We start from the raw sequence: 19706 nt of genomic DNA on the forward strand, positions 1-19706 counted from the left end.
CTCGTCCGGCCCGGCGCTGACATGAGCTCTAGTTCTATCCGAGGGTTGCTTACATGAACTGGTCAGACCTTTGGGCCGAACAGTGCGCTGGCTGCGGTGATGACGGGTTGGACGGCGTTGAGGATAAGGGTGCGTTGGGCGGGGGTGTGCTGGTTGGAGTAGGTGGCGGTTGTCTGGTAGGAGGCGTGGCCGGCGATGAGTTGCATGATGCCGGGGGCGACGCCGCCGTCGCGGAGCATGGTGATCATGGTGTGGCGGAGGGCGTGTGGGGTGATGTGCTTGGCCAGGCCGCGTTCGCGGGCGAGGCTGAGTGCTGGTTGGAGGGTGCGGTTGCGCTGGTTGTTGTAGTTCATGTAGCTGCCGGTACGGCTCTGGAAGAGCGGCTGGTCGGTGTGGCTTCCTTCTGCGTGCCGGGTCAGCAGGGCTGCGAGGGTCGGGCTGATAGGGACGATGCGCTGTTTCTTGCCCTTGGGGTAGGGCTTGATCTGCCATCGGCGGCGGCCGGTGGTCTCATCGAGCAGGTACGCGTAGGTCTGGACGATGTGGAGCTGGCGCCCTGCGGGGTCGAGATGGGTGACGTTGAGGCCGGCCGTTTCGCCCCAGCGGAGGCCCGTGGCCATTTCGGTGATGATGAACAGGGCGGTGTCGGGGTCGATGTCGTGGACGGCTGTGAGGTAGAGGGCGACTTCGGGACCGTAGAGGACGGCTCGGGCGGTGATCGGTGTGGTCGGCAGGTGGAAGCCGGTGCAGGGGGAGGAGGTGAGGAGCGGAGGTTCGCCGTCTTCGCCTTGGTGGAGGGCTGTTTGGAAGACGGGTTTGATCGCTCCCCGGTACACCTTCGCCACTGTGGCGGCCGATAGCGTGCCCGCGTCCGGCGGTGCAGGTTGGGGTGAGTCTGCATCTCGCCACTGTCGCAGCACGTCCGGGGAGAGGCGGCCGGTCTTCTTCGCGGAGATGCTGTTGGCGTGTGCCCATCGTCGTGCGGCTTGTTCGTCGGACAGTGCGGCGCGGGGTTGGTGCTGGTTGCCGGCGGAGGGTTTGGTGAGCATCCATTCGACCCATTCGCGCAGTACGCGGCGGGTGACCTGGTCGAGTGGCAGGTGTCCGAAGCGGGGGAAGATGTGGCGTTCGGCTTCGGCGAGGTAGGTGGCGCGTTGGGTGGGGGAGGCGCCGAGGCGGGTGGCGTAGTTGTGGCGGGCGTAGTGTTCGAAGCTCGGCATCTCAGGGTCGTGCCTGGGGTCGTAGTTCGGGTCTTCGATGCCGTGGCAGCCCTTGGGGTAGCCGTGCGGCCTGTTCTCGCCGCTGAGCGTGACCAGCGCGGCGAAGTCATTGGCCATCTGGCGGTCGTAGCAGGTCTCGAAGTCTTCCTTGCTGTTCCTGCCGCCGCCGATGCGCCATTTGACCAGCCAAGACTTCGCGCCGTTCTTCGCCGTGCGTTCTATGACTCTCGCCACCTGTGCCCCCCGTTGACGTGCTGGTGGCATGGTGACGGACGCTGGGGCTGCTAGGCGGCGGGGACGCGCGAAGATGATCAAACGCCGACTGCCGCATGGCGAGATGCGGGAACATCGGGGGAACATGATCTTGAGGTGATCAGTAGCGACCCACGAGTATCGTCCGCAACAGGCCCTTGACCTGCGGTGATGTCGGTAGGGCGGGTGGGACTTGAACCCACGACCCACGGATTATGAGTCCGATGCTCTGACCGGCTGAGCTACCGCCCCTGGATTCAGTTGTACGGCGGCGTAGCGACCGATCGTGCGGTGCCCCACGCACGGACAAGGCTAGAGCATGGAGGCCGGTCGTGGTCCCGGGCTGGCGGGGTCACGACCGCTGGTTGTCGCGGCTGCCTCGGACATCATTCCATGCCCGACGCGGTTAATGGAGTCCATGACGATCACATTCGCCGAGAACGTCGCGATGGCGGGCTCTAGCCAAGGAAACGACTGGCGATCGGGGGCGAGGCTGGCCAATTCGGTCCTGGAGCAGGGCGCGGGCGCCACGGCGATGATCGGTGCGGGTGCGGGTGCGGGTGCGGGTGCGGGTGCGGGTGAAGGCGAGGGCGAGGGTGAAGGCGAGGGCGAGGGTGAAGGGAAGGGAGAAGGGAGGGCGAGGTCGACTTCACCACCCGCCATGGCGGGTGTCCGCTCGGGGCGCGCGGTACTGCTGGCCCGGACTCCTGGCCGGCGGTGAGGGGGGACGCCTCCGGCCGGAACGGCTGTGCCCGTTCGGTCCGGAAATAGTGTGATTTGAGATCGGGCGCCGCGATGGATCGGTAGCGTCGGGGCATGCCGGTGAGACTGATCTACGAGACGCACGCGACCACCGTGGACAACGAGACGGGCATCGCCACCGGCCGGTTGCCCGGCGAGCTGTCCAAGGCCGGGCGCGAGCAGGCCGCGGAGTTGGGGGAGCGGCGGCGGGGCGTGGACGTGGTCTACGCCTCCGACCTGCGGCGCGCCGTACAGACGGCGGAGATCGCGTTCGGCGGGACGCGCGAGATCCTCCTCGACGCGCGGCTGCGCGAGTGCGACTACGGGATCTACAACGGGCGGCCGGTCAGCGAGGTCGGCGCGTTGCGGAGCAGGCATGTCGACACGCCGTGGCCGGGCGGCCAGAGCTACCGGCAGGTGGTGGCGGAGACGGCGGCCTTCCTGGAGGACGTCTCCAAGCTGTGGCAGGGGCGCACGGTGCTGATCATCGCGCATCGGGCGAACCGGCTGGCGCTGCGGAACCTGTTCGACGGGGTTCCGCTGGAGGAACTGGTCGACGCCCCGTTGGACTGGCGGCCGGGCTGGGAGTACACCCTGGCGTGAGAGGGGCCGGGAGTGCCCAGGCTCTCCCGGCCCCGGTTCAGGCGGTCACGGACGGTTCAGGCCGAGGGTGTACGACCCGGAGCCGCTGTAGGCGTGCACCCGGTAGCGGTAGTAGCCCGCGGTGCCGCTGTAGCTGACGGTCTCGTCCGCGTTCGGGGTGATGCCCTGGGCCACGGTCGCCCAGGAGGAGCCGTTCCACTTCTGCAGGTAGAGGTCGAAGTCGGTGCCGTTCGGCCCGTCGAGGCAGCCGGCGTGGGTGCCGGAGGTCGTCGACTGGTAGTAGGAGCCGTTCGGCTGGTAGGCGTTCTGGCCGGAGCTGAGCGAGCCGGTGTGGGTCTCGCGGTAGCTCGCACAGCCGGTGGGCGGCTCGGGGTCGCCGCCGCCGCTGGTCACCAGCGTCAGGCCGCCGACCGAGATGATCTCCGCGAGGGGCTGGAAGTACGTGGTCCCGCCGACGCTGCAGTTGCCGTTGCCGCCGGAGGTCATGCCCTGTGCCTGGTCGCCGGAGATGAACGAGCCGCCGGAGTCGCCGCCTTCGGCGCACACGTTGGTCCGGGTGAGGCCGGAGACCGAGCCTTCGGGGTAGTTGACGGTCGTGTTGAGCGCGGACACCGTGCCGCAGTGCCACTGCGTGGTCGAGCCCGAGCGGCAGACCGAGCCGCCCGGCTGGGTTACCGTCGCGCCGCGCACCGGCAGGATCCCGGCCGAATAGCCGTTGACCACGCCGGGCGCGGTCCAGTCGGCGTTCGTGGCGACCCAGGCGTAGTCGTTGCCGGGGAACGAGGAGATCTGGAAGGTGCCCTGCGCGACGCGGTTGTAGCCCTGCGTGGCCTGGCCGTTCGTGCCGCAGTGGCCCGCCGTGGTGAAGCCGAGCTGGGTGCCGCGCCTGGCCGCGAAGCCGACCGAGCAGCGGAAGCCGGCCGAGGTGTTGTAGTAGGCGTCGCCACCGCGGATCTCGTAGAAGAGCTTCGGGCGGTCGGCGGACTGTTCGAGCGTGACCGCGCCGGCGTCCACACCTGCCTTGGCGATCCAGGCGTGGGCCGCGTCCGGGTCGGCGGTGGCCACGGTCACGGTGTTGCCGCTGACGGAGACGGACCAGCTGTGCACCGATGCGGGGGGCGCCGCGGCCTTGTCCAGGCTCTCCTTGACGGCGGTGAGCTGCGCCAGCGTCTGCTTCACGACGCGGGCCCGGGCGCCCGCGCGGGTGATGGCGGCGGTGTCGGCGGCGTCTACGGTGGCCACGACGAGTGTGCTCTCAGGACCCTCGAACCAGGTCCCGGCATGGCGGTCGCCGAGCGTCTTGCGCAGGCCGGGTGCGGCCTGGTTGCCGCGGGCCTCGTTGGCCAGGCGGTTGATCGCCTGCTCCTCGGTGATGCCGAGGTCGCGCTGGATGGCGTCGACCACGCCCGACGGGGGCTCGGCTGCGACGGATGCGACGGCCGGGGTGGCCGTCATGACTAACGCGCCGATCGCGATGGCGACCACGGCAGGGGTTCGGAGCATGGCGTCTCCTTGTGGCTGGGGGGTGCCGTCAAGGTAACGGCCCGCCCACAAGGCGAGGAGTACTACTTTGCCCCTATCACCGTGTTATGGGGTGGTGCCGAAGCCCGTGTTGCGGGCCAGCCAGTCGTGGTAGACGGGATTGCGCCGTACGGCGTCCATGTGGGTCTGCTTGGCCTGCACCAGCACCCAGGCGGAGTCGAGCGCGCCGGGATGCCGGCCGAGGAGCTGGCGCCAGCGCAGCGGCGCGTTCTTCAGCGGCACCACGACCAGGCCGGGCGCGGGCCGGTGGGTGGCCTGGCAGAGCACCACCGCCCGGCCCACCTGCGCCAGGTGGATGCAGGTCGCCACATCGGTCTCGTAGATCGTTCCCGGCGTGAACCCGGCACGCGCGCACGCCATGGCGAAGCAGTCGTTGAAGCAGCCGTCGCCCGGCGTCACCGCCCAGTGCTCGCCGGCGAGGTCGGCCAGCTCCACCTCCTTCTCCCCGGCCAGCGGATGGCTGTCGGCCAGCAGCGTGAAGACGGGATCGAGGCTGATCGTCTCCCACAGGAGCGTGCCGGTGGGGGTGCCGCTGTCGCCGCACGCGCCGGTCAGCACGTAGTCCAGGCGGCCGAGCTCCAGCATCGTGGTGAGCTCGTGCGTCGACCAGGACGTGTACGTGCTCACGCTTCGCTCGGCGGCGAGCTTGTCCACCAGCCCGCCGAGTATCGGACCGTTCGTCGCGCCGATCCGGTAGCCGGGAGAGGGGGCATGCGCGAACCGCAGCGCCTCTTCCTGGAGTTCCTTGGCGGCGGGCAGGAGCACCCGTGCCCTGGTGAGCACCAGCTCGCCGAGGCGGGTGGGCCGGGCGCCGTGGCGGTCCCGCTCGAACAGGGCGCCGCCGAGCATCCTTTCGATGCGCTTGAGCTGCGAGGTCAGAGCGGGCTGCGCCAACCCGAGCTGGGAGGCGGCCTTGCTGACGCTTCCAGCGTCCGCGACCGCGCGGACGATTCTGAGGTGCCGTAGCTCGAGGTCCATAACGGGAAGGTAAAGCGGTCTAATCTCCCCGACAATGCCTATATGTCAGGAAATGTGACAGATATTGTTGAGTGCCTTCTGGGGTAGGGGGGAGCACATGACGACGATGGGAATCGATCCGGCGGACCTCAGCGACGACGATCTGCTGCGCGAGCTGCGGCAACTCCACGTGACCCGCACCGACACCTTCTTGCACGGTTCCGACGACGCGCTGGCCACCCACACCTCCCGGACGAACGAGATGGAAACCGAATACCTGCGGCGCCATCCTGAGCGTGATGTCGACCCGAACCGGCTTCGGGAAGGGGCGAGGGCGCGCTGATGGATCCGCGACACGACGTCCAGGTTCTGTCCGACGTCGACATCCACGTGTACGAGGCGGTCGCGGGGGAGTCGGGCGAGTACGGGCAGGCCACGTTCGACCGGCTCGTCCACTCCACGGGCCTGACGGAGGACGGGGTACGGCAGAGCCTCCAGACGCTGATCGGCCAGGGGTACGTGGTGCCCAGAGGGGAGGGATACGGCCTCGGGCCCCACACGTTCGGGGTCGAGCGCTGACGCTGACGAATCCGGTCATCGGCGTACTGTCGAAGGGTGGATGTCGCAGACCTGAGCCCCGCGCAGGCGCGCGAGCGCTTCCGCGGCGGCGAGCTGGGCCCGACCGCGGGCTGGTGCAGGGGATGGACGCAGGCCAACATGGTCGCGGTGCCGAAGGGACTGGCCTACGAGCTGCTCCTGTTCGCGCACCGCAACCCGCAGGCGTGCCCGCTGCTGGACGTGGGGGAGGCGGGCGCGACCCGGACCCGGCTGTTCCCCGGCGACCTGCGTACCGACCTGCCGGGATACCGCGTCTACCGTGACGGGCATCCGGTCGCGGACCTGCGCGAGGTGGTGCGGGAGTGGCGGGCCGACCTGGTGCCGTTCCTCATCGGCTGCAGCTTCACCTTCGAACGGGCGCTGCTGGCCGAGGGCGTGCCGATCAGGCATCTGGAGCAGGGGTCGAACGTGCCGATGTACATCACCAGCGTGCCGTGCGAGCCTTCGGGATCGCTGTCGGGGCCGCTGGTGGTGTCGATGCGGCCGGTGCCTGAGCCGCTGGTGGCCACCGCGGTCGAGGTGAGCGGGCGCTATCCGATGGTGCACGGGGCGCCCGTGCACGTGGGCGACCCCGCCGCGCTCGGGATCGGCGACCTGGCGCGCCCCGACTTCGGCGATCCGGTGGAGGTGCGCGAGGGGGAGGTGCCGGTCTTCTGGGCGTGCGGGGTGACCCCGCAGGCGGCGATCATGTCCAGCGGGGTCGACTTCGCGATCGGTCACCTCCCCGGGCACATGGCGATCATCGACGCCCGCGACGATGACTATCGAGTGACCTAGCGGCCTGCCCGCGGCGGTATGCCCGCCGCGGTGAGCTGCGCGTCCGGCGACGGCGCCCCCGGCCGGTTGTCGATCTCCAGGTGGGGCACGGCGGGCGGCTCGTCCACCTTGACGGCCTTCAGGTAGTCGGCGAACGCCGCCAGCTTGCCCGCGTCCCGGTCCAGCCCCCTGGACACCAGCCGCTCCCGCAGGGTCGGGCCGTCGGAGCGGACCCACAGCAGGCGCACCGGCGGGCCGCCGAGCTCGGCCACCCAGCGCGCCCACCCGGCCGCCGAGTGGACCTGACCGGTGAAGGGGCCGTCCAGCAGCACCGGGCAGCCGTGCTCGCGGATCTGCCTGGCGGTCCTGGTCAGCCCCGCGTACTCGTGGCGCTTGGCGTGCTCGTCGTACCACGGGCCCTCGCGCTCACCGTGCGGCCTGCCGTGGGCCCTCAGGAGCTCGCCGACGAGGTCGCCGTACAGGGTGTCCTTGTCGAGCAGGGCGGGCGCCGGCGACAGGCGCGCGAGCAGTGCGGCCGCCACCGTGGACTTGCCCGCGCCCGGCGGCCCGCTGACCACCCAGACCTGCCCGCTCATGCGATCAGTGTGCCGTACGCGGATTCGCGTACGCGCACGCCGCTCTCCGGCGGACGACCGGAGCGAGGGACGCGACCAGACTCCTGCTCATGCTGACCGTGCTGATCGGGGCGTTCCGGGTGCCGGACCTCCGCAAGAAGCTGCTGTTCACCCTGGGGTTGCTCGCCCTGTTCAGGCTCGGGCAGGTGCTGCCGTCGCCGGGGGTGGACGTGGTGGCGGTGCGCGAGTGCGTCGGCTCGGCACGCGGCGGGCTGTTCGACATGGTGCAGCTGCTCAGCGGGGGCGCGATGCTGCGGCTGTCGGTGTTCGCCCTGGGCGTCATGCCGTACATCACCGCCAGCATCGTCATGCAGCTGTTCTCCGTGATGGTGCCGAAGCTGGAGGCGCTGCGGAAGGAGGGGCACCAGGCGAAGATCACGCAGTACACGCGCTATCTGACCGTGGGGCTGGCCGTGCTGAACGCCACCACGATCGTCGCGTTGGCCCGGGCCGGGCAGCTCCTGCCTGGCTGCGCGCGGCCACTGCTGCACGACCAGAGCCTGCTGGCCGTGACCGTCCTGGTGCTGACCATGGTGGCGGGCACCTGCGTCGTGATGTGGATCGGCGAGCTCATCACCGACCGCGGCGTCGGCAACGGCATGTCGCTGCTGATGTTCACCCAGGTCGTGGCCGTCTTCCCGTCGTACATGTCGACCATGCTGCTGATGAGCCCGTTCGCGTTCGTGATGATCCTGGTATCGGGGGTGTTCCTGGTCGCGGCCGTGGTGTTCGTGGAGCAGGCGCAGCGGCGGGTGCCCGTGCAGTACGCCAGGCGGCTGGTGGGGCGGCGGATGTACGGCGGCGGCAGCACCTACATCCCGCTCAAGGTCAACCAGGCGGGGATCGTGCCGGTCATCTTCACCACCTCGCTCCTCTACCTGCCGACGCTCGCCGCGCCGATGCTGGGGGAGGAGGTCGGCGGGTGGGTCTCGCGCACGCTGACGTCCGGCTCGGACCCGCTCTACATGGCGGTGTACGTCCTGCTCATCGTGGCGTTCACGTACTTCTACGTGTCCATCACCTTCAATCCCGTGGAGGTGGCCGACAACATCAGGCGTTACGGGGGATTCGTGCCGGGGGTACGGCCGGGCAGGCCGACCGCCGAGTATCTCGCCCACGTGCTGTCCCGGCTGACCGCGCCGGGAGCCCTCTATCTGGGCGCGCTCGCGCTGGTGCCGCTGGTGGCCTTCGCGATCCTCAAGGACCCCGGCACGCAGCAGAACTTCCCGTTCGGCGGCACCAGCGTGCTGATCATGGTCGGTGTCGGGCTGGACACCGTCAAGCAGATCGAGGCCCAGGTCCAGCAGCGCACCTACGAGGGCTTCCTCAGGTAGGCGCCACGAGCCCGGCCCGCATCGCGAACACGACGAGCTGTGCCCGGTCCCGGGCACGCAGCTTCACCATGGCCCGGCTGACGTGCGTGCGCACGGTGTCCGGGCTGATCACCAGCTCCTTGGCGATCTCCGCGTTGGACAGGCCGGTGGCCACCCAGCCGACCAGCTCGCGCTCGCGCGGCGTCAGCGTGTCGAGCCCCGCCACCGGCTCCGTGCCGTGGCGGCCGAACAGGCCGATGACCTTGCGGGTGATCGCCGGAGACAGCAGCGCCTCGCCCGCCGCCACCACCCGGACGGCGTTGACCAACTCGTCCGGGGCGCTGTCCTTGAGCAGGAACCCGCTGGCCCCCGCCTGGAGCGCGGCGAAGACGTACTCGTCCACCGCGAAGGTGGTCACCACCACGATCCTGGTGGCGCTGAGCCCGGCGTCGGCCGCGATCGCGCGCAGCGCGGCGAGACCGTCCATGCCGGGCATCCGGATGTCCAGCAGCAGCACGTCGGGCCGGGTGCGGCGGAGCAGCGCCAGCGCCTGCGCTCCGTCGGCCGCCTCGCCCACATGCTCCAGGTCGGGCTCGCGCTGCAACAGCGCCTTGAGCCCCATCCGCACCACGGCCTGGTCGTCGGCCACGGCGACTCGGATCATGCGGAGCACTGCGGGAAGCGCGCCACGACGTGGAAACCGCCGCCCTCGCGCGGGCCCGCCGCGAACAGGCCGCCCGCGCTCGTCACCCCGGCGCGCATCCCCGCCAGCCCGCGCCCGTCGGCCGCGCCCGTCCAGCCCACGCCCCGGTCGGCGACCTCAAGCACGAACTCGCACGGATCGTTCGCCACCCGCACCAGCGCCCTGGTCGGCCCGGCGTGGCGCAGCACGTTGGTCAGCGACTCGCGCACCACCCGGTAGACGGTGCCCCGCAGGTGAGCGGGCACGGTGGGGCCGGCCGGCTCCACGTCCACCGGCAGCCCGGCGGCCCGCACCCCCGCGATGAGGCCGGCCAGGTCCTCGGGCTCCCCGGCCGCCGCCGCGCCGTGCGGGTCCAGGCGGTCGAGTGCGGCCCGGAGCTGGGTGAGCGCGCTGAGGCTGGTCTCTCTGATCGCCAGCAGGGACTCGCGGGCCTGCTCGGGATCGTCGTCCAGGGCGACCAGGGCGAGGCCGGCCTGCATGGCGATGGCGGCCAGCCCGTGGCCCGCCGCGTCGTGCACCTCGCCCGCGAGGCGGGCCCGCACGTCCGCCTCCGGCGAGGCGGGCGCCACGGCGAGTGCCGGGCTCTGGACCTCGGGCGCCGGGATGCCCCAGGCCTTCGACGGCGCCGTCGCGGCGAGCGGCCGCCATGCGGCCTGCGAGGCGGTCGGGGAGCTCTGGGCGGGAGGCGGCACGGCCTCCGCCGCTGCGGCGGCGGCCGCGCGGGCCTGGGCGAGGCCGCCCAGCGACCACGGGACGGCGAGCCAGCCGGCCCACGCCAGCATGACCACGACCGGGACGTCACCCAGCCGCGTCAGGCGGGACAGTGCCTTCCTGCGGTCTCGCCCGTGCGTGCGCTGCGTCTCCATACCCCACCCGGCCAGGCTCGTGTCGCCCCGATCCTAGCCAGTTTCGGAGATCGCGGTTCGCGCGGAAGGGGTCAGCCGATGCCGTCGGTCAGCCAGCGCAGGGGGTTGTCGTGGGTGATGGCGCGCAGCGCGCCGTCGTCGACACCGGCCTCGCGGAGCCTGGGCAGCAGCGTCCGGAACGCGTGGGCGTATCCGGGTCCGTCGTACTTGCGCAGCTGCGACACCCGGCTCAGCCCGGTGCTGAGCAGCAGGCGGTCGGTGTGGCCCTCCTCGATCAGGCCCAGGGCGATGGCGACCGTCTGGTCCACGCCGGCGCCGAGCGCGCCGACGCTCACGTACGCGCCCGCCTCGGCGATCTTGCGTGCCACGGCCGGGTCGGCGCCCGCGCATCCCACGGCCACCCGCGAGCCGGGCAGCCCCTGCGCCAGCAGGATCTCCAGCAGGCCCAGGCCGTCCTGGCCGTAGGTGGCGACGGACAGGCGGGAAGCGAGCGAGGCGCGGGCGGCCGCGATCAGGCTGCGCTCCTCGGCGGGGGTGGCGCGAGGGCCCCAGCAGCCGACCTCGCCGATCACGCCGGGGAAGACGCCGGTGCCCTCGATGCCATCGGAGATGTCGGCCATCAACCGGCTGGTGAGTGTGTCCACGCTCTGCTCGCCCGTTTGGGTGAACGGCTCGGCGAACAGGCCCGTGGCGGCGATCACCGGCACCCGGCTGCCCGCTGCGACGCGGGCCAGGGCGGCGGCGTCACGGCCCATGCCCAAGCAGGTGAGGTCGACGATGAGGCCGAGCTCCTCGGACTGGCGCAGCTCGCGGAACTCGGCGGTGACCGCCGGCTCCTCGTCGAGCCAGCGATAGGGATCGGAGTCGATCCCGGCCGCCCAGCGCATGTCCGTGCGCAGGTGCTCATGGGGGAGTATGGGACCGTTGACGGCGGCCGCGCGGATGGGGCCGGTGACGGTGCGAAGCATGACCTCGGGCATAGCAAACCTTATCCGACGTTTGTCGGATCTTGCCTGCTCAAACAGGATATTTTACTCTTCGCGGCGTTTATTGGATGTCTGAGTCATAGTCCGCATTTGGACATCCTCGCCGGATGCCTGACCCTTATCCTGGGGAACACACCGACCGTCCGGGGGGACCGTGCCGACGCAGAAACCCGAAACCGGCGACGCCGACCTCGTCAAAGACGAGGCGGCGAGCCGTTCGAGCATGCCCGACCGCCGCACCGGCATCCACGGCTGGCTCGACGGCATCAGATCGACGCGCACCGGGGCGCTCACCTTGAAGATCGTGATCGGCGTGATCGGCACGCTCATGGTCGTGGGCGGCCTGGTCATGGTGCCGTTCCCCGGCCCGGGATGGCTGGTCGTGTTCGCCGGGCTCGCCGTGCTGGCCACCGAGTTCCACTGGGCGCACCGGGTCCTGGAGTTCGGCAAGCGGACGCTGCACGCCTGGACCGAGTGGTACAAACGGCAGGGCTGGACCGTGCGCATCATCGTGGCGATCGTGACCCTGGTCGCGGCCGCGGTGATCGTGTACTTCGGCCTGCTGACCCTCGGCGTGGACGTGATCCAGATGGCGCGGCAGTTCATCCTCACCTAGACCAGGTGGTTATCGCGGCCGAAATCTCGTGATCTGGTGTCTATTCTTCGGGCGTGATTGCCCATATCGCCATCGCGCTGTCGCTGACCCTGGCCGCTCCGACCGCCCGGGCTGAGCTGCCCTTGCCCGGCACGACGGTGAAATATGACGAAAGAGCGGGCGATCCCGTACGGCTCAGCGCCTTCGGCCTCGGCAACACCAGCGCCTACGTGCGGGCACGCGCCGGCGACGCCTTCGCCCGGCAGCAGGGCATGTCGGAGGCCGCGGTCTCACCTGGCGGTGCCACGGTGGCCGCGGTCCCCAAGTCCTACCGGTCCGGCTACGACTCCGTGCTCCTCACCGACCGCGCCGGCGGCCAGACCCGGCGCGTGCGCACCGTGCGCAAGCCGCTGACCGCCTCCTACGTCTCCTGGAGCCGCGACGGCACGCGCCTGGCGCTCACCGTCGAGCAGAAGGTGGGCGGCAGGTGGCAGGCGGTCGGCTTCACCGTGGTGGACGTCGCCGCGGCCACCGCCCGCACGGTCAGGGTCTCCGGGCTGAGCAGGGGCGCCGGCTTCTGGTGGACCCCCGACGGCAACCTCGTCGCCACGTACGGCACGGGCCTGCGCCTCTACAGGGTCGCCGACGGCATGGTGCTGCGCACCTTCGCCGGCGTCGGCCTGCCCACCGGTCCGGAGGACTCCTTCTCGCCGTCGGGCAAGCGGATGGCGATGTGGTGCCCGCCGCGCTTCACCGAGCAGCTCTGCGTGGCCGACACGGGCACCGGCAAGATCGTCCAACGGGTCGCGGTCCGGCCGGAGGCGCTCTTCGGCTGGTGGGACGACAGCCACGTCATCGCCGTCATGGCACACCAGGGCGCCTACCGCCTGGCCGTGCTCGACCTCAACGGGAAGGTGACGCGGGTCCTGGCCGCCATCCCGGCCAGGACGTGGGCGCAGGAACTGTGGCTCTCCTTCACCCGCACCTGATCGCGGGCGCCTTCGGCGGCACCCGGGAGTGGGCCTACAGGTAGAGGCCGGTGCCGTGGTCGGTCTCCTGCGTGGCCACCGCGTGCAGGTCGCGCTCGCGCATCACCAGATAGACCTGCGCGTGCAGCTCGACTTCGTACTGTTCCTCGGGGTTGAGCAGGACCTTGTCGCCGACCTTGACCGAGCGCACGTTCGAGCCGACGCCGCAGACCTCGCCCCAGGCCAGGCGGTTGGCCAGCTTGACCGTCGCGGGAATGACGATCCCGGAGCCGCTGCGCCGCTCCTCGGCCGCCTGCTCCAGCCGGATCATGACCCGGTCGTGCAGCATCTGAATCTCGAACTTGGGTGGTTGCACGCGCCCAAGTTTACGTACACCAGGGCCACCGCCACTCCCGCACGCACTTACGGCCAAAGCCCGATCATGGCAGGATAAAGGCCATGATCATGGCCTTCGGTGCTTCTGGCTGGCAGTGGATCAACCCGCCGCGCGAGTGGACCGCCGACGACGGCATCAGCCTGTTCTGCGATCCGGCCACGGACATGTGGCGCCAGACCCACTACGGCTACACCTACGACAGCGCCCACCAGTTCGGCCGCGTCGCCGAGGGGGACGCGCGGCTCACGGTGACGTTCAGCGGCGACTACGCCGCCCAGTACGACCAGGCCGGGGCCGTGCTCCGGATCGACGAGAGCAACTGGATCAAGGCCGGTGTGGAGTACGTGGACGGCGGCTTCCATCTGAGCACCGTCGTCACCCGCGGCTTCTCCGACTGGTCGGTGCTGCCGCTGGACCGGGTGGCCGAGCGCGTGACATTCGACCTCGAACGCGTGGGCGACTCCGTCACCGTCCGCTACGGCCTCGACGACGAGCAGCCGCAGACCATGCTCCGTCTGGCCTACTTCCCGCCGGACGCCCCCGCTCTCGCCGGCGCCATGGCCGCCGCCCCGGCGGGCAAGGGCTTCGCCGTGCGCTTCAGCGACATCCGCCTCACCGGCTGCTGAGCGCGTCACGGCAGGGCGAGCACCGCGAACACCGGACGGTGGTCGGTACCCCGGAGCGCGTGCACGCCGAACTCACGCACGCGCATGCGGGCGTCGGCCAGCACGTGGTCGATGGCGACGCCGGGCAGCGGCGGCCCCCAGCCCCGCTGCGGCCAGGTCGCCGTGAAGCCGTGCCCGGTCGCGTCGGCGGCGTCACGGTAGCCGCCCGCCAGCAGCTCGCGCACCAGCGCGTGGTCGAGCGTCGCGTTGAAGTCGCCCGCCAGCACCCGCAGCGGCCCGCTCGCGCGGGGCAGCGCCTTCAGTCCCGCCCTCCAGCACGGCTGCCTGCTCCGCAGCCGCAGTGCGCACGGGTGCACCGACACGACCTCCACCCGGGCTCCGGAAGGATGCGCGAGCACGGCCCTGACCTGCCGGAACCCGCCGAACTCGAGCGTCGTGCCCGCCACGAGGGCGTGGCGGGCGTACACGGCGGATCCACCAGCGCCCTGCTTGGGGCGGGTCACCGCGTGCGGCAGCGCCTTGCGCAGCCCTGCCGCCTCCAGCCGGTCCAGGCCCGCCGGCGTCAGCTCCTGTAGCGCCAGCACGTCCGGCCGGAGCCGCCCCACCAGCGCCGTCAGGTCGGCCGCGTCGGCCGCGCCCACCAGCAGGTTGACCGCCAGCACCCGGAGCGTCCTGGCGTCCCGGCCGCCGCCCGCCGTGGCCTGGCCGTCGGCGAAGCTCCTGGGCAGCACCGTGCACCCCAGCGCCACCGTGGCGGCGAGCGCGACCATGGCCGCGGCACGCCGTTTCAGCGCGGCCGCCAGGAGCAGCCCGGCTCCGGCCACGACCGCGGCGTACGGCGTGTAAGCCACCACCGGCGCCCACGGCCACGGCGGCTCGACCCCGGAGACCCGCAGCACCGCCCACGCCGCGAACGGCGTCACCACCACCCACACCAGCACGCTCACCCAAGCCCGCAATCCGCACCTCCGACCTGTATCTCCACACGCGCCGGTCCGGGTTCACGCCGACAGACCTCCGCTCTCCGCGTCGCCCCGAATGGGGTGAAGTGTGAAGGTGCTTCCCGCGTGTCCAGCCGGATTCCGGCCATGAGATGGTGTGCTCCATGCGCGACGCGGAGGCCAGGGTCCTGGACGCCATCGACGAGGCCGAGACGGTCAACCTGCTGGCCGAGGCCGTCCGGGTGCCGAGCATCACGGGCAGCGACGCCGAGTCGGAACTGCAGCACCACTTCGCCCGCCTGCTCACCGAGGCGGGCATGGAGGTGGACGTGTGGCGGCTCGACCTCGACGACCTCAGACAGCGTGAGGGCTTCCCCGGCAGCGAGGCCCCGAGGGTCGAGGGTTACGGATTGGTGGGCGTGACCGAGGGCGGGGAAGGCGTTCCGGCGCTGGCGCTGCAGGGGCACGTGGACGTCGTGCCGACGGGTGACCTGGCCAAATGGGAGGGCAGCGACCCGTTCGCCGCCCGCGTCTCCGGTGACACGCTGCACGGCAGGGGCGCCTGCGACATGAAGGCGGGGCTCGCCGCCAACCTGGCGGTGGTCCGCGCGATCAGGAGGGCCGGCGTCAAGCTGGTCAGGCCGCTGGCCGTGCACTGCGTGGTCAGCGAGGAGGACGGCGGGCTGGGCGCGTTCGGCACGCTGGCCAGGGGGCACACCGCCGAGGCGGCCGTCATCACCGAGCCGACCAGCGGCGCGGTCATCACCGCCAACGCGGGGGCCCTGACGTTCCGGCTGGAGATCGCCGGGCGGGCCGCGCACGGCGCCACGCGCCAGGAGGGCGTGAACTCGGTCGAGGTGTTCTGGCCGGTGTTCGAGGCGATCAGGCGGCTGGAGGCCGAGCGCAACCGCGACATCCCGGCCGTCTTCGGCGACAACCCGCTGCCCTACCCGATCGAGGTCGGTACCGTCCGGGCGGGCGACTGGGCGAGCACGGTGCCCGATCTGCTCGTCGCGGAGGGGCGGCTGGGCGTGCGGCTGGACGAGGACCCGGCCGAGGCGCGGGCCGCGTTCGAGGAGGCGGTGCTGTCCATCGCGCATCCGTGGCTGCGCGCGCACCCGCCCGTGGTGACCTGGCCGGGCGGGCAGTTCGCCAGCGGGCGGCTGGCCGCCGGGCATCCGCTCCTGAGCGAGGTCGGGCAGGCCGTCGCCGACGCCGGCGGGGGCACGCCGCCCGAGGCGGCCGCGCCGTACGGGAGCGACCTGCGGCTCTACACCGCGGGAGGGATCGCGACGCTGCACTACGGGCCGGGAGACGTGCGCTTCGCGCACGCCCCGAGGGAGCAGGTGGAGCTGAGCGAGCTCCGTGAGGTGACGCGCGCCCTCGCGCTGCTGGCCGTCCGCCGCTGCGGCGTGCACTGAAGCCGTACGACGCCGTCGAAACAATGGGACTATAGTCCGGTTATGGCCGACACGGGAGAGCCGCTGGAGCTGCTGCGCAGCCGCCCCGCCCAGGAGCGGGCGGACGCGGCGCGTAACCGGGAGAAGGTGCTGGCCGCGGCTGCCGCCCTGTTCGCGGAGAAGGGGATCGAGGACGTCTCCATGGACGCCGTGGCCGCCGCGGCGGGGGTGGGGAAGGGCACGCTGTTCCGCAGGTTCGGCGACAAGTCCGGGCTCGCGGTGGCGCTGCTCGACGAGCGGGAACGCGACCTGCAGGAGCGGGTCCTGTCAGGGCCCGCGCCGCTCGGGCCCGGCGCGCCCGCGCCGGAGCGGCTGACCGCCTTCGTCGAGGCCTACCTGGACTACCTGTTCGATCACCTGGGGCTGGTGCGGATGTCGGAGACGGCCAGCCCGGGGGCCCGCTACCGGATCGGCGCCTACAGGTTCTGGCACCGGCACGCCGCCATCCTGCTGGCCGCCGCCCGGCCCGGCTGCGACGCGGAGGTGCTCTCCCATGTCCTGCTCGCGGCCGTGGGCGCCGAGGTGGCGGGCGTGCTCCAGGAGGAATGCGGGCGCGAGCGGGCCAGGCGGGGCATCCTGGAGCTGGCCGGGGCGCTGGTCAGGCCGGAGAGGTGACCCGGCGGCGGCTCTCGGGGACGATGAGCGGAGTGCCCGACTGCGGGTCCGGGATGATCTCGCAGCGCAGGTCGAAGACATGCCGCACCAGATCAGCGGTGACGATCTCGGACGGATCGCCCTCGGCGACGATCTGGCCCTCGCGCATGACGACCAGGTGGGTGGCGTAGCGGCAGGCCTGGTTGAGGTCGTGCAGCACCGCGACCATGGTCCGGCCCGCCTCGTGCAGCTCGGCGCACAGGTCGAGCACCTCGATCTGGTGCGAGATGTCGAGGAAGGTCGTCGGCTCGTCCAGCAGCAGGATCGGCGTCTCCTGGGCCAGCGCCATCGCCAGCCACACCCGCTGCCGCTGCCCGCCGGACAGCTCGTCCACGATCCGGTCGGCCAGCTCGGTCACGTCCGTGGCCCGCATCGCCTCGGCCACGGCCGCCTCGTCGGCCCTGGACCACTGGCGCATGAGCCGCTGGTGCGGGTAGCGGCCCCGGGACACCAGGTCGGCCACGGTGATCCCGTCGGGCACGAGGGAGCTCTGCGGCAGCAGGCCGAGCCGCCTGGCGACCTCCTTCGACGGCAGCGAGGTGATGACGCTGCCGTCCAGGTGCACCGCGCCGGTCCTGGGCCTGAGCATCCTGGCCAGCGCCCGCAGCAGCGTGGACTTGCCGCACGCGTTCGGGCCGATGATCACGGTGAAGGAGCCGTCGGGGATGGCCACGTTCAGCTCGGTGGCGACGACCCGCTGGTCGTAGGCGAGGGTGAGGTCGCTGCCTGACAGACGCGAGGCGGTCATCAGTGGCGGTCCTTTCGCAGGAGGAGGGCGAGGTAGGTGCCGCCGATGGCGGCGGTGAGCACGCCGACGGGCAGCTGGGTCGGCGCGAGCAGGCGCTGGGCCAGGAGATCGGAGGCGGTCAGCAGCACGGCGCCCATGAGCGCCGAGGAGGCCAGCGTCACACCCGGCGAGCGGGTGAGCCGCCTGGCGAGCTGCGGCGCGGCCAGCGCGACGAACACGACGGGCCCGGCGGCCGCCGTCGCGACCCCGCACAGCAGCACGCCGGCCACGATGGCCGCGCCCCGCACGACCTCGATCCTGATGCCCATGGCCCGGGCGGAGTCGTCGCCCATCTCGATCATCCGCAGCGGCCTGGCCACGAACGCGCACACGGGCAGCAGCACCGCCAGGGCCAGCGCCACCGGGATCGCGTGGTCCCAGCCGCGCCCGCTCAGGCTGCCGGTGAGCCACGCCCCGGCGGTGGCGGCGTCGTTGATGTTGGCCCGGGTCAGCAGGTAGGAGTTGACGGAGAGCAGCAGGGCGTTGGCCCCGATGCCGACCAGCACCAGCCTGTATCCCTGCACGCCGCGCCTGAACGCCATCGCGTAGACCAGCAGCGCGGTCACCACGCATCCCGCCAGCGCGCCGCCGGCGATCGTCATGGCCGAGCCGCCCGCGACCACGGCCATGATGCCGCCGGTCGAGGCGCCGGCGGTGAAGCCGATGAAGTCGGGGCTGCCCAGGGGGTTTCTGGTGAGGCTCTGGAAGATCGCTCCGCTCACCCCGAACGCCGCCCCCACCAGCAGCCCGGTGGCCACCCGGGGAGCGCGCAGCTTGCCGACGATGAGCTCGGCGACCGGTGTGCCCTGCCCGAACAGCGCCGTCAGGATGTCCGGCACGGAGACGGTGAACTCGCCGGTGGAGATCGCCGCCACGGCCACCACGCAGGCGATGACCAGCAGCAGCGCGCTGACGGCGAGCGCGCGGGGCGCGAGCCTGAAGGACCAGGGGCCCATGCGTACGGTCATAGCGCGGCCAGCCTCCTGCGCCGGGCCATGAGGATGAAGATCGGCGCGCCGATCACCGCGCACATGATGCCCACCTGCACCTCGCCCGGCCTGGCGACGAGCCGCCCGACCACGTCGGCCCCCAGCAGCAGCACGGGCGCCACCAGCGCCGAATACGGCAGCACCCAGCGCTGGTCGTGTCCCACCAGCGCGCGCACGGCGTGCGGCACGGCCAGCCCGACGAACCAGAGCGGTCCGGCGGCGGCGGTGGCCGCGCCGCACAGCAGCGTGACGGCAACCGCTGTAAGGACCCGGGTGCGCGTGACCGCCACGCCCAGCGACTTTCCGGCGTCGTCGCCCAGCGACAGCATGTTGAGCGGCCTGCCGAGCAGCAGCCCCAGCACCAGCCCGGCGATCATGAACGGGGCCAGCCGCACCATCGTGTCGGCGGTCTGCCCGGCCAGCGAGCCCGCCAGCCAGAACCGCATCCGGTCGAACGTCTGGGGGTCCATCCGCAGGATGGCCGAGCAGGCGGCGGTGAAGACCATGCCCACCGCGATGCCCGCCAGCGCCAGCCGCACCGGGCCCGCGCCCGAGCGGCCGGCCGAGCCCAGCGAGTAGACGACGACCGAGGCAGCCGCGGCGCCCGCGAACGCGAACCACACGTAGACCGCCGGGTCGGAGAGCCCGAACACGGCGAGCGCGAGCGTGACGCCGAGCGCCGCCCCCTCGTTGATGCCGAGCAGCCCGGGGTCGGCCAGCGGGTTGCGGGTCAGGCTCTGCATGAGCGCCCCGGCCAGCCCGAGTGACGTGCCCACGCCGATGCCGAGCAGCGTGCGCGGGACGCGCAGCTCACGGATCACGGTGTGGTCGCTGGAGCCGTCCGGGGCGAGGAAGGCGTCCAGCACCGCCGACAGCGGCATCGACCGGGCGCCCAGCGCCACGCTCGCCATCGCCATCAGCACGAGCACGCCCACCCCGAGCACCAGCCCACCGGCGAGCGCCGCCCGGCGCCGGGTGAGGCCGGCCGCGGACCGGCCGGTGTCCTCGGCGGAGGAGGTGGCCTCGATCTGCTCAGCCTGGCGCACCCGCCCCCCTTTCGTCATGGTCAAGCTTAGGTGAGGCTAATCTAAAGCCTC

22 protein-coding genes and 1 tRNA gene are annotated in these 19706 nt (G+C 71.7%); 10 read left to right on the plus strand and 13 right to left on the minus strand.

Features of this window, described 5'->3' with window-relative positions; genetic code table 11:
* Positions 1-62 precede the first annotated feature (62 nt).
* Both V5E28_RS26655 and V5E28_RS26660 read right to left on the minus strand, forming a co-directional pair.
* Positions 63-1454, minus strand: coding sequence for a tyrosine-type recombinase/integrase (locus tag V5E28_RS26655; RefSeq protein ID WP_336210262.1), 1392 nt, complete (start codon positions 1452-1454; stop codon positions 63-65).
* Positions 1455-1650: 196 nt separating this feature from the next.
* Positions 1651-1724 (minus strand) — tRNA-Ile (locus V5E28_RS26660).
* A gap of 564 nt (positions 1725-2288) precedes the next feature.
* Between V5E28_RS26660 and V5E28_RS26665 the strand changes: the two genes are divergently transcribed.
* On the plus strand, positions 2289-2816 hold the full coding sequence (locus tag V5E28_RS26665) for a histidine phosphatase family protein (protein ID WP_336210265.1): 528 nt from the start codon (positions 2289-2291) through the stop codon (positions 2814-2816).
* A gap of 45 nt (positions 2817-2861) precedes the next feature.
* Here the strand turns inward: V5E28_RS26665 and V5E28_RS26670 are convergent, their stop codons facing one another.
* Both V5E28_RS26670 and V5E28_RS26675 read right to left on the minus strand, forming a co-directional pair.
* Positions 2862-4319, minus strand: coding sequence for a S1 family peptidase (locus V5E28_RS26670; RefSeq protein ID WP_336210268.1), 1458 nt, complete (start codon positions 4317-4319; stop codon positions 2862-2864).
* An 84-nt stretch (positions 4320-4403) separates the two neighbouring features.
* A complete protein-coding gene (locus V5E28_RS26675; RefSeq protein WP_336210271.1) occupies positions 4404-5336 on the minus strand; it encodes a LysR family transcriptional regulator in 933 nt (310 codons plus the stop codon).
* A gap of 97 nt (positions 5337-5433) precedes the next feature.
* On the opposite strand from V5E28_RS26675, the gene V5E28_RS26680 reads away from it, so the two are divergent.
* The 3 genes from V5E28_RS26680 to V5E28_RS26690 are packed head-to-tail and all read left to right on the plus strand — an operon-like array spanning position 5434 to position 6710.
* On the plus strand, positions 5434-5658 hold the full coding sequence (locus V5E28_RS26680; RefSeq protein ID WP_336210274.1) for a DUF6158 family protein: 225 nt from the start codon (positions 5434-5436) through the stop codon (positions 5656-5658).
* Positions 5658-5894 carry a hypothetical protein gene (locus V5E28_RS26685; protein ID WP_336210276.1) on the plus strand — a complete coding sequence of 79 codons (237 nt, stop codon included), beginning with the start codon at positions 5658-5660 and terminating at the stop codon, positions 5892-5894. The genes V5E28_RS26680 and V5E28_RS26685 overlap by 1 nt, the downstream gene beginning before the upstream one ends.
* A gap of 36 nt (positions 5895-5930) precedes the next feature.
* Positions 5931-6710, plus strand: coding sequence for a putative hydro-lyase (locus V5E28_RS26690; RefSeq protein WP_336210279.1), 780 nt, complete (start codon positions 5931-5933; stop codon positions 6708-6710).
* Here V5E28_RS26690 and V5E28_RS26695 read toward each other — a convergent pair.
* Positions 6707-7285: an AAA family ATPase gene (locus V5E28_RS26695; protein ID WP_336210282.1), complete on the minus strand. Its 579-nt coding sequence runs from the start codon at positions 7283-7285 to the stop codon at positions 6707-6709. The two genes, V5E28_RS26690 and V5E28_RS26695, sit on opposite strands and share 4 nt — an antisense overlap.
* An 89-nt stretch (positions 7286-7374) precedes the next feature.
* Here V5E28_RS26695 and secY point away from each other — a divergent pair, with 89 nt between their 5' ends.
* Positions 7375-8658: a preprotein translocase subunit SecY gene (gene secY / locus V5E28_RS26700; protein WP_336210284.1), complete on the plus strand. Its 1284-nt coding sequence runs from the start codon at positions 7375-7377 to the stop codon at positions 8656-8658.
* Here secY and V5E28_RS26705 read toward each other — a convergent pair.
* The 3 genes from V5E28_RS26705 to V5E28_RS26715 form a co-directional block, all read right to left on the minus strand.
* Positions 8651-9301, minus strand: coding sequence for a response regulator transcription factor (locus tag V5E28_RS26705; protein WP_336210285.1), 651 nt, complete (start codon positions 9299-9301; stop codon positions 8651-8653). The two genes, secY and V5E28_RS26705, sit on opposite strands and share 8 nt — an antisense overlap.
* Complete coding sequence (locus V5E28_RS26710; protein ID WP_336210287.1) at positions 9298-10206, minus strand: sensor histidine kinase; 909 nt, start codon at positions 10204-10206, stop codon at positions 9298-9300. Before V5E28_RS26710 ends, V5E28_RS26705 begins: the two co-directional genes overlap by 4 nt.
* Before the next feature lie 71 nt (positions 10207-10277).
* The gene (locus tag V5E28_RS26715; protein WP_336210288.1) at positions 10278-11174 is read right to left on the minus strand and encodes an aryldialkylphosphatase; all 897 of its coding nucleotides are present in this window, start codon (positions 11172-11174) and stop codon (positions 10278-10280) included.
* A 172-nt stretch (positions 11175-11346) separates the two neighbouring features.
* Between V5E28_RS26715 and V5E28_RS26720 the strand changes: the two genes are divergently transcribed.
* Positions 11347-11808, plus strand: a complete 462-nt coding sequence (locus V5E28_RS26720) for a TIGR02611 family protein (protein ID WP_336210289.1) — start codon at positions 11347-11349, stop codon at positions 11806-11808.
* Between the two features lie 53 nt (positions 11809-11861).
* The gene (locus tag V5E28_RS26725) at positions 11862-12776 is read left to right on the plus strand and encodes a TolB family protein (RefSeq protein WP_336210290.1); all 915 of its coding nucleotides are present in this window, start codon (positions 11862-11864) and stop codon (positions 12774-12776) included.
* 34 nt (positions 12777-12810) lie between these two features.
* On the opposite strand, the gene V5E28_RS26730 is transcribed toward V5E28_RS26725, so the two are convergent.
* Positions 12811-13131 carry a GroES family chaperonin gene (locus V5E28_RS26730; protein WP_336210292.1) on the minus strand — a complete coding sequence of 107 codons (321 nt, stop codon included), beginning with the start codon at positions 13129-13131 and terminating at the stop codon, positions 12811-12813.
* An 83-nt stretch (positions 13132-13214) separates the two neighbouring features.
* Here V5E28_RS26730 and V5E28_RS26735 point away from each other — a divergent pair, with 83 nt between their 5' ends.
* The gene (locus V5E28_RS26735) at positions 13215-13778 is read left to right on the plus strand and encodes a DUF1349 domain-containing protein (RefSeq protein ID WP_336210295.1); all 564 of its coding nucleotides are present in this window, start codon (positions 13215-13217) and stop codon (positions 13776-13778) included.
* Between the two features lie 5 nt (positions 13779-13783).
* On the opposite strand, the gene V5E28_RS26740 is transcribed toward V5E28_RS26735, so the two are convergent.
* Complete coding sequence (locus tag V5E28_RS26740) at positions 13784-14725, minus strand: endonuclease/exonuclease/phosphatase family protein (RefSeq protein WP_336210298.1); 942 nt, start codon at positions 14723-14725, stop codon at positions 13784-13786.
* A 158-nt stretch (positions 14726-14883) separates the two neighbouring features.
* Between V5E28_RS26740 and V5E28_RS26745 the strand changes: the two genes are divergently transcribed.
* Positions 14884-16140, plus strand: a complete 1257-nt coding sequence (locus tag V5E28_RS26745) for an ArgE/DapE family deacylase (RefSeq protein WP_336210300.1) — start codon at positions 14884-14886, stop codon at positions 16138-16140.
* Positions 16141-16182: 42 nt separating this feature from the next.
* Positions 16183-16794: a TetR/AcrR family transcriptional regulator gene (locus V5E28_RS26750; RefSeq protein ID WP_336210302.1), complete on the plus strand. Its 612-nt coding sequence runs from the start codon at positions 16183-16185 to the stop codon at positions 16792-16794.
* Here the strand turns inward: V5E28_RS26750 and V5E28_RS26755 are convergent.
* Genes V5E28_RS26755 through V5E28_RS26765 form a run of 3 tightly spaced genes read right to left on the minus strand, consistent with a single transcriptional unit; the run spans position 16778 to position 19655 of the window.
* Positions 16778-17581, minus strand: a complete 804-nt coding sequence (locus V5E28_RS26755) for an ABC transporter ATP-binding protein (protein WP_336210303.1) — start codon at positions 17579-17581, stop codon at positions 16778-16780. The genes V5E28_RS26750 and V5E28_RS26755 overlap by 17 nt on opposite strands.
* Positions 17581-18588 (minus strand): FecCD family ABC transporter permease, encoded by a 1008-nt coding sequence (locus V5E28_RS26760; RefSeq protein ID WP_336210304.1) that lies wholly within the window; start codon positions 18586-18588, stop codon positions 17581-17583. The genes V5E28_RS26755 and V5E28_RS26760 overlap by 1 nt, the downstream gene beginning before the upstream one ends.
* Positions 18585-19655 (minus strand): FecCD family ABC transporter permease, encoded by a 1071-nt coding sequence (locus tag V5E28_RS26765; RefSeq protein WP_336210306.1) that lies wholly within the window; start codon positions 19653-19655, stop codon positions 18585-18587. The genes V5E28_RS26760 and V5E28_RS26765 overlap by 4 nt, the downstream gene beginning before the upstream one ends.
* Between the last annotated feature and the right edge of the window lie 51 nt (positions 19656-19706).

Origin of the sequence: Nonomuraea sp. LPB2021202275-12-8 (assembly GCF_037044575.1) — a bacterium.
Taxonomy (GTDB): domain Bacteria; phylum Actinomycetota; class Actinomycetes; order Streptosporangiales; family Streptosporangiaceae; genus Nonomuraea.